Annotated in this window: 11 protein-coding genes; 9 read left to right on the plus strand and 2 right to left on the minus strand. The window is 54.9% G+C overall.

Annotated features, from left to right (window positions below; all coding sequences use genetic code 11):
- Positions 1-2: 2 nt before the first annotated feature.
- The 3 genes from JYE49_RS11460 (at position 3) to JYE49_RS11470 (ending at position 2,015) form a co-directional block, all read left to right on the plus strand.
- Entirely contained in the window at positions 3-833 is an 831-nt protein-coding gene (locus JYE49_RS11460) for a metal ABC transporter permease (protein ID WP_179217334.1), read from the plus strand.
- Entirely contained in the window at positions 830-1,276 is a 447-nt protein-coding gene (locus JYE49_RS11465; RefSeq protein WP_093957355.1) for a hypothetical protein, read from the plus strand. The genes JYE49_RS11460 and JYE49_RS11465 overlap by 4 nt, the downstream gene beginning before the upstream one ends.
- Positions 1,277-1,394: 118 nt before the next feature.
- Positions 1,395-2,015, plus strand: coding sequence for an SH3 domain-containing protein (locus JYE49_RS11470; RefSeq protein ID WP_179217333.1), 621 nt, complete (start codon positions 1,395-1,397; stop codon positions 2,013-2,015).
- 149 nt (positions 2,016-2,164) lie between these two features.
- Here JYE49_RS11470 and JYE49_RS11475 read toward each other — a convergent pair whose 3' ends face one another.
- Both JYE49_RS11475 and JYE49_RS11480 read right to left on the minus strand, forming a co-directional pair.
- On the minus strand, positions 2,165-3,784 hold the full coding sequence (locus JYE49_RS11475; RefSeq protein ID WP_093957353.1) for a sensor domain-containing diguanylate cyclase: 1,620 nt from the start codon (positions 3,782-3,784) through the stop codon (positions 2,165-2,167).
- On the minus strand, positions 3,781-5,565 hold the full coding sequence (locus JYE49_RS11480) for a Na/Pi cotransporter family protein (RefSeq protein ID WP_093957352.1): 1,785 nt from the start codon (positions 5,563-5,565) through the stop codon (positions 3,781-3,783). Before JYE49_RS11480 ends, JYE49_RS11475 begins: the two co-directional genes overlap by 4 nt.
- 249 nt (positions 5,566-5,814) lie before the next feature.
- On the opposite strand from JYE49_RS11480, the gene ppk1 reads away from it, so the two are divergent.
- The 6 genes from ppk1 (at position 5,815) to JYE49_RS11510 (ending at position 14,105) form a co-directional block, all read left to right on the plus strand.
- Complete coding sequence (gene ppk1, locus JYE49_RS11485) at positions 5,815-7,986, plus strand: polyphosphate kinase 1 (protein ID WP_093957351.1); 2,172 nt, start codon at positions 5,815-5,817, stop codon at positions 7,984-7,986.
- Between the two features lie 203 nt (positions 7,987-8,189).
- Positions 8,190-9,149: an ROK family protein gene (locus JYE49_RS11490; RefSeq protein ID WP_093957350.1), complete on the plus strand. Its 960-nt coding sequence runs from the start codon at positions 8,190-8,192 to the stop codon at positions 9,147-9,149.
- A gap of 173 nt (positions 9,150-9,322) precedes the next feature.
- The gene (locus JYE49_RS11495; RefSeq protein ID WP_093957349.1) at positions 9,323-9,979 is read left to right on the plus strand and encodes a response regulator transcription factor; all 657 of its coding nucleotides are present in this window, start codon (positions 9,323-9,325) and stop codon (positions 9,977-9,979) included.
- Positions 9,976-11,316, plus strand: coding sequence for a sensor histidine kinase (locus JYE49_RS11500; RefSeq protein WP_093957348.1), 1,341 nt, complete (start codon positions 9,976-9,978; stop codon positions 11,314-11,316). The genes JYE49_RS11495 and JYE49_RS11500 overlap by 4 nt, the downstream gene beginning before the upstream one ends.
- Before the next feature lie 37 nt (positions 11,317-11,353).
- Positions 11,354-12,691 carry a hypothetical protein gene (locus tag JYE49_RS11505; RefSeq protein ID WP_093957347.1) on the plus strand — a complete coding sequence of 446 codons (1,338 nt, stop codon included), beginning with the start codon at positions 11,354-11,356 and terminating at the stop codon, positions 12,689-12,691.
- 154 nt (positions 12,692-12,845) lie between these two features.
- The gene (locus JYE49_RS11510) at positions 12,846-14,105 is read left to right on the plus strand and encodes a hypothetical protein (RefSeq protein ID WP_093957346.1); all 1,260 of its coding nucleotides are present in this window, start codon (positions 12,846-12,848) and stop codon (positions 14,103-14,105) included.
- Positions 14,106-14,172: the final 67 nt, after the last annotated feature.

A 14,172-nucleotide genomic window follows, 5' to 3' on the forward strand; every position in this document is an offset into this window, starting at 1 on the left:
TCATGACCTATCTGCAGTTTGGCTACGTCCGGTACGCGCTGATTGTCGGCGTGCTGATCGCGCTCTGCTCCTCACTGCTGGGCGTGACGCTGGTGCTGAAACGCTTCTCCTATATCGGGGACGGCCTTTCCCATGTAGCCTTCGGCGCAATGGCCGTAGCCGGCGTCCTGCACCTGAGCAACAACATGCTCCTTGTGCTGCCCGTAACCATGATCTGCGCCATACTGCTCCTCCGTCCCGGCCGGAACGCACGGATCAAGGGAGACGCGGCCATTGCCATGATCTCCGTCGGCGCGCTGGCGGTAGGCTACCTGCTGCTGAACATTTTCAAATCTTCCGGCAACCTCGCCGGGGACGTGTGCACCACGCTCTTCGGCTCCATGTCCATCCTGACGCTGCGGCCTGCCGAGGTCTGGCTGTGCTTTGGACTGTCCATCGCGGTAATTATCCTGTTCCTGTTTTTCTACAACCGGATTTTTGCCGTCACCTTTGACGAGGACTTTGCCCGCGCGACCGGTACAAAGGCGGACGCCTACAACCTGCTGATCGCCACGGTGATCGCCGTGATCATCGTGCTGGCAATGAATCTGGTGGGATCCCTGCTGATCTCCGCCCTGATTATTTTCCCCGCCATGTCCGCCATGCGGGTTTTCAAAAGCTTTCGTTCCGTCACGGTCTGCTCCGCGGTACTTTCAGTGTGCTGCGCCCTGGCAGGCCTGCTGATCTCCATCCTGGCGGGAACGCCGACGGGATCAACCATCGTGGCGGCTGATATCGCGGCATTCCTGGTATGCTGCGGCATTGCGAAACTGCAAAGGAGGACTGTTTCATGAAAAAACGGCTTGCTGTACTGCTGGCGCTGTTCCTGGCGCTGACCTCCCTGTCCGCGTCTTTCGCGGAAACCGCTTCCGAACCGCTCCAGGTAGACCTGGACCTTTCGAAGATGAGCGGAACCATCGTCTACGCGGAAATCTATAATCTCCAGTATGATCCCGGCGCCTACCTCGGCAAGGTAATCCGTGTCCGGGGCTATTACAGTTTCTTCCGGGAACCCTCCAACGGCCATATCTATTATGCCTGCGTCATTCCGGACGCGACCGCCTGCTGCATGCAGGGTATGGAGTTTGTTCCCTTCACCGAGCCGGAGGATCCGGATCACTTCATGGAAGACAATGCGGATATCACCGTAACCGGCCGGCTGGAAATCTATGTGGAAGACGGAGCCTCCTATCTGCATCTGGTGGACGCAAGCGTAGAGGAAAACCCGGAAGCGTGATTGAACTCGATTCATAATGAATTGAGATTTGTGACAGAAGATTAATCCCTGACAAGGGGAATGAGATAGTATGATAAACAGAATGGTGCGTAAAGGATTGGCAGGGCTCATTGTATTGATGATACTGTTCACAGCAGCAGTTCCTTTGTCCGCCGGCGGAGAGGAACAGCCGGACAGTATAGCCGCCAAAGTATCTACGGAAAAGGGTGCACTGAAGCTGCGGAAAACCGCCGGCCCGAAGGGAAAAGTGATCGGCGAGATTCCCAACGGCACCTGTATCCTGGTTACCAAAGAGGCAGAAGACTGGTGCGAGGTCAGCTGGAACGGACAGACCGGTTACTGCAAAACAGAATTCCTGATCCTTTACCGGGGAGCCGACCTGTCCCTGCTGGATTACCGTGTGCTGCGTGACGGCGACAAGGGCGACGACGTCATTGCCCTGAAACAGCGGTTGCAGGAGCTGGGATACATCCGCAGCGGCGCCGCCCTGACCAACCGCTATACGCAGGAAACTGCCCAGCGTGTGATCCTCTTCCAGCGCCAGACGGGCATGACAGAAGACGGCGTCGCCTGGCAGGAACTGCAGGCTTATCTGTTTTCCGATAAGGCACCAACCTGCAGCCAGACACTGCCCCGCATCCGGACCAAAGTGGCAGACAAAAGAAACCGCATGATCTGCGGCTGCTGTATGGGTGAAGGCTGCGAATGCTGCAACTTCACAGGATACGTCTATAACTAATGAACAATGAACAGTGAATAATGCATTTACCCGTAAAACCGGGACAGTAAAAAGTATCTTTCATATCTGCAGAGCAGATATTTCACACGACGAAGTCATATTTCACAGAAATGCCGGAGACCATTGAGTCTCCGGCATTTCTATTTCATTCATTTCTTGTTCTTCTGTTCCCGTTTGTTCTCATACATGAGACTGTCCGCGCGGCGCACCACATCCTCCACGCTCTGGTCCTGCTTTGGATCATAGACCGCCATACCGCGGGCCACATGGATCCTTTCCCAGGGTTCCTTGCTGACCGCGCAAAGGTCATAGCAGCATTGGTCAAACTGTTCCACCAGTTCATTCCTGCGTTCATACTCCCGGTTCCGAAGGATCGCGGCGAATTCATCCCCGCCGATCCGGAAAACGGGGCTGTGGGAGAAAACCTGGCAGATGATGGCGCAGGCGCCCTTCAGGTAAAGGTCCCCCTTGTCATGACCGTATTTGTCGTTGATTACCTTCAGGTCATTGCAGTCAAAGAAGCAGACGGCAAAGGGCGGAAGCTCCTGTCCCTCCCCTGTGTCCTTCTTCAGATCCTCCAGGAAGAGGTTGAACGCGCCCAGGTTGCGCACTGCTGTCAGCGCGTCTCCGTACGCCAGGTCATTCAGGTTGCGGATATAGCCTTTCAGGTGGGTGATCAGCTTATTGAACGCGCCGGTCAGGATACCGACCTCGTCATTGGTCCGGTTTTCCAGGATCACGTCATAGTTGCCGGCATTCACTTCCCCGGCTGCCTTGGTCAGCTGCCGGAGCGGCCGGGTGAGGTGACCGGAAAGAAGCGAGGCGGCCAGAACCACAAAAACCAGCAGTACAGCCAGAACAATCACAATCTCCTGAATCCACCTGAGCCAGTCCTCATTAATTTCCGATACGGGTACAGTCACGTTCAGGCGCATGCCGTTGCTCAGCAGCAGCCAGGACGCCTGCTTCGCCACCCCGTTAAAAGTGTAGTGAATAATGGCGCTTTCATCCAGCATACCATAGGGCGTTTCCTTTTTATTTTCGCTTTCCAGTTCCTCCTGGGTCATCTGAGGATGGTAAATAATGATTCCTTCAGAATCATTGATAAAGGCATAACCGCTGGTGTAGGGCCGGATATTGTCCACCAGCCCCGCCATGGTGGAATAATCAATCTCGATGCCGATCACACCCACAAAGGTGCCCTGCCAGTAGACCGGCACGTTATAGGAAAGCACAAGCACGTCCAGGTTGTCTGTCACATAGGGCGGCAGCCAGATGGCCCTGCCCGTGGCTTTCGGCACGGTAAACCACACCAGGGCCGAAGTATCCTCCGTATCATAAAGGGTGATATCCGTAACCTGATGCTCCGTAAATCCTTCCCCGTCCAGGTTGGTATACCAGAAGCCTTTCACGGTATCCGACACAGCCGGATCAATACGGTAGTAATATGTCAGGACGCCGTTTGTCCGGTTCGCGGCCTTGGCAAAAATATCCCGCGTCCTGTCCACATGCGCCTGAAGTGCGCTTTCCTCCAGGCCCTTCAGGTCGCCGTCCGCAAAAGAGGAGACAGTTTCAACAGATTGCTCAATACTGTCAAAGTAGGCGTCCAGGTTTTTTTGTCCCGTTTCGCAAAGCAAGCGGAGCGTTCGCTCCGCATTGCTGTTTGCCATACTTCTGATGGCCAGTGTTCCGAGGAGTGCCGCCACAATAACTGCGATTACCACCGCGCTTGCGGTCAGAATGGTAATCTTGGATCTGATGGATTTCACGGGGTTTCTTCCTTCTTCTTGGGCATATATTTGAGGGTATATTCTTCGAGGTAGTCCTCATAATGATGGGGATGGCCCTCATGCATGGATTCGGTCAGCTCGTGCACGTCCAGGGAGTCGCTGATCAGGTCCACAATCACGATGGCGATATTGGAACAGTGATCGCTGACACGCTCAAAGTCGGCAATCAGGTCATTGAACACATAACCCTGGCTGATGGTGCATTTGCCCTTCTGCAGCCGTGCAGTGTGCTTCTCCTTCATCTTGCGGCACAGCTTGTCGATGATCTGCTCCAGCGGTTCCACCCGGTAGGCTTCCTCCACATCGTCGTTCAGGAAGCTTTCGAAGGTGATATTCATGATCTCGCTGATGGCCGCGGTCAGGTTGTTCATCTCCTTGGCTCCCTTGTCGGAGAAGGAGATGTTCTTTTCCTTCAGCTCCTGCGCCCGTTCCGCGATGTTCATGGCATGGTCGCTGATGCGTTCCAGGTCCGTGATGGCGCGCAGGTACTGGCTGACGGCCTTGTTCTGGGTCTCCGTCATTTCACGTCCGGTCAGCTTCATCAGGTAGCTGCCGATCTTATCTTCATAGCGGTCCACAATGCCTTCCAGGCTTTCCACTTCCGCAAAGCCCTTCTCGGAATAATCATCCAGCAGGTTGATGGCGACCACCATGGATTTCCGGGTCAGCTCCGCCATCTTATTGATGGTCAAACGGGTCTGCTCAACAGCCAGGGTCGGATACGCAAGGAAGCGTTCCTCCAGCCGGTCCATATCCCGGGTATTTTCTTCATCCGCGGGATTGCCGGGTACCAGAAGGACCATCAGCTTCTCGATCAGCGGGATGAACAGGGCCAGCACAATCACGGTGGATACCCGGAACAGGGTATTTACAAGCGCGATGGAGAACATATCCATCACCTTATTGATAAAGGAGAAATGCAGGACCGCGTTCAGGATATAGAACACGGCTGCAAACAGGATTACCCGCAGGATTTCAATCACCAGGTAGGACATGGCTGTCCGCCGGCCGTCCCGGGGAGAACCCATACCGGAAAGCAATACCGGCACCGATCCGCCGATCGCGATACCCAGGATAATCGGCAGCGCCACATCCAGCGTAATCAGGCCTGTGGCGGACAGCGCCTGCAGGATACCGACAGCCGCGGAAGCGCTCTGGAGTACCGCTGTAAACAGGATACCGATCAGGATGCCCAGGAACGGATTGGAGAAATTCGTCAGGAAGGAAATGAAACCGGGATCTTCCTTCAGGACCGACACAGACCCGCTCATGGTCTTCATGCCGAACATCAGCACCGCAAAGCCCATCAGGATATCCGCCGCGTGGCTGACGCTGCGCTTTTTGGAGATATGCTTCATCAGGATCGCGGCGATCGCCGTCAGGGCGGCCAGCGCTTCCGTACTCAGCAGCTGCAGGAAGGGAGATGTTCCACCGCCGGACATACCGGACAGGCAGATAATCCAGCCGGTGATGCTGGTACCGATTACCGCGCCCATGATAATCGCGATAGCCTGGCGAAGCTTCATCATGGCCGAGTTTACAAAGCCGACCACCATAACGCTGGTGGCGGAAGACGACTGGATCACCGCGGTGACCCCCGTACCAAGCAAAATGCCCTTGAGCGGGGTGGATGAAAGGCGGTAAAGAATCAGTTCCAGCTTGTTGCCGGCTACCTTTTTCAATCCGTCACCCATCAGCGACATACCGTAAAGGAACATCGCCACACCGCCCAGGAGCATTACAAAATCCAGAATATCCATTATGATCCTCCGTCTGCGTGCTGTCTGAATAACGCACCCCTTGTGCGTCCGCGCAGTTCTCTATTCCCCTTCGATACGGTGCGATTGTACCACAATAATCCGTTATTTCGCAAGGCCGTGAGGGTTTTCGGCTGTTTTTTTCTCCTTCCTTTTTATGGGAGTGTATGGTAAGATGAAACAAAGACGGCATTACGCCGTCCATGCCGCCGTATCTTGTAAAAACGGAAAAGCCAAAGGAATGAAGCGTTTATGTCATCCAGGGAGAAAAAGAACAAGCACACCGGACAAACGTCTCCGGACAATATTTATGTCAACCGGGAGCTGAGCTGGCTGGAATTTAACCGGCGGGTGTTACTGGAAGCTGCCGATCCGCAGGTCCCCCTGCTGGAGCGGCTAAAATTCCTGATGATCTACCAGTCCAACCTGGAGGAATTCTACCGGGTCCGCATCGGCATCCTGACCCACCGGGCTATGCTGACGCCGGACAGCGGGGATCCGGTTTCCGGCATGCTGCCGGAAGCCCAGATTACAGCCGCCCTGCAGATTACCCGGGAGCAGCAGACCCTGATGGAAAATATCTGGAAGGGCATCCGGGATGAACTGCACGAAAACAAGATCGACGTGCTGGACTTCCGGAAGATCAGCAAGGTGGATGAGCTGATGAGCAAAAAGCTCTTCGGCGATATCCGGGACCTGCTTTTCCCGAAGATTATTCCGGCGGACCAGCCCCTGCCCTTCCTGTGGAACGGTGAGGGCAACGTGGTGGCCTTCCTCGGCCGGGGCGCGGAGCAGAAAATCTGCATCATCCCGCTCCACCGGATTCCGGCCTACCAGAGCTTCGAGATTGACGGCTGCCAGAAAATCGTGCTGACCGCCCAGCTGGTACGCCATTTCCTGCCGCTGCTGCTGAAAAAGGAAACCATCGTCCAGTCCGCCATCGTGGACGTGACCCGGAACGCGGACGTTTTCTTCTCCAGCATGGAAGACCGGGCGGACGACAACTTCCGCGACAAGGTGTCCGGCATGCTGAGCAAACGGAAACGGGAGATGCCCGTGCGCGTCCGGATCTTCGGCAAGCTGACCGATCCCGCCCGGGCGCTGCTGATCCGGAAGCTGCGGGTACCGGAAGACCGGGTGTTCACCCAGTCTGTTCCCTTTGACCTGTCCTTCCGCTCCTGCATCAGCGGTCCCGCGTCCTTCCGATATCCCGACCGGAAACCCTCCCGGGATATCGGCCTGAAGAAGGGAGAATACTTCTCCTATATCGAGAAGCACGACCTGCTGCTGAGCTTCCCCTTCCAGAGCATGATGTCCTTTGTGGACCTGATCTACGAAGCCGCGGATGATCCCGAGGTACTGTCCATCAAGATTACCCTGTACCGGATGAGCGGCAGCAGCAAGATCGCCGCGGCGCTGGCCTATGCCGCCGACCGGGGCAAGGACGTGCTGTGCCTGCTGGAGCTGCGGGCCCGCTTTGATGAACAGAACAATATTGACTATTCCGAAATGCTGGAGGACGCGGGCTGCCGCGTAATCTACGGCCTACCGGAGCAGAAAGTGCACAGCAAGCTCTGTGTAATCACCCGGCAGAAGGGCATGATCCTCAACCGCATCACCCAGGTCGGCACCGGCAACTATAACGAAGTGACCGGCGAGCAATATACCGACCTGTCCCTGATTACCGCCCGGGAGGATGTAGGCCGGGAAGCTGAAGCAGCCTTTGCCGCGCTGGAAAACGGCGAGATTCCGCCGGAAGCCAGCGCCCTGTGGATCGCCCCGCTGAGCTTCAAGCCCCGGGTGCTGGAAATGCTGGACCGGGAAATTGAAAAAGGCGAAAACGGCCGCGTAGCCATCAAGATCAACTCCCTGAACAACCGGGAGGTCATGGAGAAGCTGATCGAATGCTCCCAGGCCGGTGTAAAGGTGGAACTGTTCATCCGCGGTATCTGCTCCCTCCGTCCCGGTGTACCGGGCCTGACGGACAACATTACCGTGACCGGCGTCATCGGCCGGTGGCTGGAACATTCCCGGATCTACAGCTTTGGCGAGGGTGATGACCAGCGGCTGTTTATCGGCTCGGGCGACCTGCTGAACCGGAACCTGGAGCGGCGGGTAGAAGCCTTCATTGAGGCGGTCACCCCGGATACCCGGGAACAGCTGAATGTTATCCTGGACGCCCTGCGGAACGACAGGGAAAAGTCCTGGGTCATGCAGCCGGACGGCACCTATATCCGGGAAGAAGGCGGCGAAGGCACATCCTCCCAGGAGGCGCTGTACCGCTACTTCAGCACCCGGAAAGTGTCTCTGACAGAAGAAACTGTTAAAGTGGAAACCAAAGCCGGAAAAGAAACGGAAAAAACTGCGGAAAAGAACAGCAACGGATTCTTCGGATGGCTTAAACAAATCATCCGGAAAAGATGATTTGTAATTCATAATTCACAATTCATAATTCATAATTCATAATTATGATTACTGATTCTCAACACATTATCCTGCAAGTATAACAACCGTCGAAAACAGCAACCCGATTGCACAGGAAAAGCCAATGCTTATAGGTGTTCACACTATATAATTCTGAATTCTGAATTCTTAATTCTGAATTTGTAAGACTGGAGGAAGAGCTTATGTCTGAAAAGTACAATATCTGCCTGGACGTCGGCGGTACCAAGGTACTCGGCGCGATCTTTGACGAGAAGGACAAGATCATCTATCGCCTGAAAAAGCGCTCCAAGAGCGGCGGTTCCGCCTCTGCCGATGTGGAAAAAGTCATCATCGACGTAGTGGAAGAGATGATCAAGGAATCCGGCATCGACCGGAAAAAGCTGAATGCCGTAGCTTCCTGCGCTCCCGGCGTCATCGACCAGGACAACGGTATCGTACTCTTCACGCCAAATCTTCCCTGGCGGGATTATGACATGGCCGGCGCCATGCGCAAGCAGTTCGGCGTACCCTTCTATGTGGGCAACGACGTAAACCTGGGCGTGCTGGGTGAATATCACTTCGGCGCTGCCCGCGGATATAAAAACATCGTTGGCTTCTTTGTCGGCACCGGCCTGGGCGGCGGCCTGATCCTGAACGGATCCCTCTTCACAGGGAATCAGTTCAAGGCTGCCGAATACGGCCATATGATCCTGGATCCGGAAGGCCCGCTGTGCAACTGCGGACAGCGCGGCTGCCTGGAAGCCTTCTCCAGCAAACAGGGCATGAGCGCCTACATCCGCCAGCAGATCAGCCGCGGCCGGGAAACCCTGATGGCCGACGCGGTACAGGATGGCGTGTTCCGCTCCAAGAAGCTGGTGAAGGCACTGGAAGCCGGGGATAAGGTCGCCATGGAAGCGGTGGACCGTGCCTGTCACTGGCTGGCAGTAGCCACCGGCAACATGATCAACACCATCTCTCCGGACCTGATCCTTTACGGCGGCGGCGTCATCGAAGCCCTGGGTGATCTGTTCCTGGAGAAGATCCTGGCTGAAGTGGACCGTTACTGCATGCCCCAGATCCGCTCCACCGTGGAAATCAAAAACGCGTCGCTGGGCGATGATTCCATCCTCTACGGCGACTTGGCCATGATCAAAGGCCTGTAATCCCCTGACTGCATCAACGCCGGCACCGGAAGGTGCCGGTTCCTTCTTTCTTTTTCTCTCTTCAATCCTTTTCCCGGGCTCTGTTACAAAGTTTACAGTTTTGTTACACCACATTTTTTCCGGTTGATGATACAATATGCATGCAATACTGAGGTAAAGGGGTTTTGCAGGTTATGGAAACGATCTTTCTGGTTGAGGACGAAATGAACATCCGGCGGTTGACAGGCATGCATCTGCAGCTGGCAGGCTATAACGTGAAGGAACTGGAAGACGCGGCCGCCGCACGGGACGCGCTGCGGGAAGGCAAGCCTGCCCTGGTCCTGCTGGATATCATGATGCCCGGAGAAGATGGATTCTCCCTGGGAGAAGACCTGATCAAATCCGGCATTCCCGTCATCTTCCTGACGGCGAAGACCGCCGTACCGGACCGGGTACGCGGACTCCGTATGGGTGCCCATGACTATATTCTCAAGCCCTTTGAGCCGGCGGAGCTGCTGGCCCGCGTGGAGAACGTGCTGAAGCGTTCCACGCCGCAGCAGTCCGACTATGTCAGCGGAGACCTCCGGGTGAATTTTGAAACCCGGGAAGTCTGGAAGGACAATGTTCCCGTTCCCCTGACCACGCTGGAATTCAACCTGCTGAAGACCCTGATCGAATCCGGCAGGACCGCCATGAGCCGGGAAGAACTGCTCCGCGCTGTATGGGGCTATCACTACACCGGTGAAACCCGGACTGTGGACGTGCATGTGCAGCGCCTGCGCGGCAAAATCGGCACAGACCGGATTGAAACCATTGTAAGGTTCGGCTACCGCTTCCGGGAGGATGTATGAGAAAACAGATCGTCACCGGTATGATTCTGCTGATTCTGCTGATCCTGCCCCTGCTGCTGTATCTGCAGATCAACCAGAACTTCCAGGTGTCTGTGAACAACGCCCGGGAAAGTGCCGATCATGAAGAAACGCTTCTGGCCAGGCTTCTCTCCTCCGAAATCCTGAGAAACCGGTCAACCTCCAACATGGAGATCCGCAATACCGTCCAGAGTATCGGAAAACAATATGGCTATGAACAGATGCAGATCCTGTTTTACAAAGACCGTATTCCGCTGAACGGCGTACTGTCCGAAGAGACCGCCTTCCTTCTGGACAAAAAGGAGCGTACCTCCTATCTTTCCGACCCGGAAGAAGCCCTGTACATTGTTCATCCGCTGGATGAGCACTATACCCTGATTACACGGTCGGATTTCAGCGTTTTTTACCAGATGCTCCGGGAACAGACGGCTGCCGGTATCCGAATCTGCATCGGCGGACTGGTAATTGCCGCCGTACTGTCCCTGCTGATCTCCGGCAGGATTACCCGGAGGCTGCGGATCCTTTCCCGCTCCGCGGATGCGGTCCGCAGTGGCAGCGCCATCCACCTGGAGCCTTCCGCAAAGAAGGATGAGATCGGAAAGCTGACCAACACCTTTATCGCGATGAACGACGCGATCGTCCAGAGAGAAGAAAACCTCCGGGAAGACGCACGCCAGCGGCAGGCGCTGATCGACGCCCTGGCGCATGAAATGCGTACTCCCCTGACCTCCATCGTCAGCGCCGCCCGGCTGATCCAGAAGGGCGGCGACATGGTCCAGATGCGGGAGGAAATGTGCGACCTCATCGTAAAGGAATCCCAGCGCCTGGCTGAAATGGATGAAAACCTGATGAAGCTGACGCGGATGCACACCGCAGAGCTGAAGACCGAAACCTTCTCCCTGCTGGAGATGGCCCAGGAAGCCCTGGCCGTTACTCCGGACGCGGTGCTGACCGGAGAAGATTCCACCGTCACCGCCGACCGGGACCTGATCATCCACCTGATGCGCAACCTGGTCAACAATGCTGCAAAGAGCGGCACCCTGACCCCTGTCCGGGTCACGCTCCATCCCCGGGGGTTCTCGGTTTCGGATGAAGGCCGCGGTATGACACCTGAGGAAGTCAGCCGTTGTACGGAAGCCTTCTGGAAAGCTGACCCGGCCAGGACCCGGGCATCCGGCGGTGCCGGACTGGGCCTTACCCTCTGCCAGAATATCGCCCGGCTGCACGGAACCGACCTGGTCATCCGGAGTACCCCCGGAAAAGGAACCACTGTCGAATTTACACTGCCGTTACAATCTGTTGAAGACTCTGAAACATAAGATCCGTTATCATGATACTCAGAAAGGAGGTTATCGAATGTTTGGATTCAGACAAACAAGGCGCCCGGGAATTATCCTGATGGCTGTCCTGCTTATCCTGACCCTGCTCCCGCTTACAATTCTCGCCGATACCTCCGTGAAGATTTATTCTCCCTATGCGCCTGAAATCACCAGATGGCCGGAGCGTCATCCGGTCGAAAACACGAACGTCCAGGCAGATCCCGAAGTCCATGACAGGGACGGTTATTCCTATCCCTGGCTGACAGATCTGGAACTGGTAAAATTCCGGGAATTCCAGACCGCCCTGAAGGACGGGGAAATCGGCTATGCGGGAGAATCCATTATCAATCCCACCACCGTCACAGACGATGACGTGGCGGTTTTCACCCTGGATTCCAATGATTTCTGCGGAGAAAGCTATTACGTTTTCCTGCCGGATTCCAGTTCCGTAACAGACACACAGATGGTGGCGCTGGCCGCCGCCTTTGAGGAACTTGGCATCGATTTTGATCCCGATTCCCTGAACGACCGGAACTGCTGCCGCCACTGCAATGTACTGGAAACCAGGATCCTCACCGATGAAGAAAACAGCCGCATGGAAACAATCAAAGACCGGATCCGGCGCGGCCAGCTGACAAAGGAAGATGTTCCGGAAGACACACAAGTCCTGACCGTGGAAAAAAGAACCATGAGAGGCTGGGGGCTTGACAGAAAAACCTTCCTTTTCTATCCCTACAGGCGGATGACAGACGATGAACTCGCCCTGTTTGCCCTGGCGGATGAGGAAGCCTGGGATGTGGATCCGGACGAACTGAAAACAGCTGCCCTGAAAGACGCGGGAGAACTGATTAACCTGCCGAGGAGTGTTCATGAATACGAACCCTGCATCAGCCGTGAGCTGATGCAGATCAAAGGAGACACCTATCTCCCCCGGAGCAATGCGGTATACAAATATACCAGTCAGTTCTATTTTGAAGGGTATGACGGTTTCTACGACCGGATACACTGCAACATGGACATTGTCCAGATGCAGGAAATCGGTTCCACCGCCGAAACCGCCGGTATCCATCTGTGGTACGGTTATTACTCAACCTTCTCGGACAGTGATTATCCGGAAAGCCATGAGGCGGAGTGGCTGGCTGCCGCGCAGAACTGGGCCGGTCAGGTCCTGCGGCTTCCGGCGGACGTCCTGCAGGACGGCTGGACCGTTTCATACAAAATAGAGGACTATGGCTCAAATCTTGTTCAGCTCAAGCTTGTAACGGAAGAATATGAAATCTGCGTCTGGGTATACCAGAACAGTGCCAAAATCAGCGACTGCCTGATTTTTAACCGGAACTGGTATGATGATTCACTCAAATTACTCTACCTCTGATATCCTGTAAACACCCGGACAAAACGGTACCCGCAAGGGTACCGTTTTGTCTGTTCCGGGGACGGTATATGCGGATTTACAACGTTGTTACACTGCGTTGAATACTTTGAAACATGCCTTGCCGTATCCTGTTACTGAAAGGAGTGATTCGATTATGATCGGACACAAAAAACAGTATCGTTTATGGCTTACCCTGCTTGCAGCTCTGCTGACGCTGACATTCCTTCCGTTCTCCGCCCTTGCACAGACGGGTGGCACGGATGAAGAACCCACTGAATTTCTCTGGTCCTCACAATACCCTTATCTGCCCTATCCCCGAACGTTCCCGCAGCGAGGAACCACACCGGAAGAAACACAATACAGACTGCCCAGGCTTTCGGACACCGAACTGGAAAGAATACGGGAACTGATGACCCTTGCCAGAAATGTGGAAGGGATCCTGGTCGGTATCCGTTCCTGCGCAAACCTTACAGACAATGTGCGTGTCGGTGTATATCCCCTTGATCCCAATGATTTTGACGGGGAAACCTTCTACGTCATCCTGCCTGACAGCATGTTAAGTGATGAACAGATGCTGTCCCTGATTGCCGGTTTCAAACAGCTCGGCATTCCCTTCAATCCGGAATCCCTGAACGAACGAAACTGTACCCGCCTGTCCTACTGGGGAGGAACCAGGGGCCTGTCTCCTGAAGAACAGGAACGGCTGACTGTGCAGAAGGCCAGGATTGTCCGCGGCCAGTTGAAACGAACGGATATAAAGCCGGAATCCACCTGCCTCACCGTAAAGACACTTGCTGATATCAATAACGTTTTCTGCTTCTATCCATACAGAAGCCTTTCAGACGATGAACTGGCTGCTTTCGCCATGAGTGATCTGACTACATGGGAAACCAGCGCCGATCTGATTGAAGAAACCGCGCTGAACAACGCCCGCGGCGTCCTCCTGCTTCCCGAAGAGATGCCGGTCAAAGACGAAAAGATGACAGAAGTCACCAACCACTGGAAAACTTTCGACAGCAAGAAACTGAATGAATATGAAATCTTCTTCGATCGTCCTCTTTCCTACACAGTCGGGAAAAACAACAGCGGAAAAGTAGCGGACGTGTTGGTCTGGTTGTATGAAGAACCCGGTAAAACTCCGGAAACCAAAGGTATGTGTATAAGATACATCCTTTCCGGAAGCAGTGATACCAAATGCAGTGAAAGCGACTGGATTGCCTCCGCCGAAAAGTGGACAAAGGAAAACCTGACCCTGCCGGAAGACAAGAAGCCTTCCAACTGGACCGTACATCATGTGGCAAACGGCACCGTCTACCTGGATGCTGAAACCGAAGACTGGGATTTCCGCCTTTGGGTGAAACAGAGCAATGCCCAGGTAAGCGTTTGCTACATCTGGTCCATGATGTTCAGATAAGCATCAGGGCACCTCTCATAAGACTCCCCGGCACCTGAAAGGGTGCCGGTTTTTTCGTGTCCGCAGC

This window comes from Aristaeella hokkaidonensis, assembly GCF_018128945.1.
Taxonomy (GTDB): Bacteria; Bacillota; Clostridia; order Christensenellales; family Aristaeellaceae; genus Aristaeella; species Aristaeella hokkaidonensis.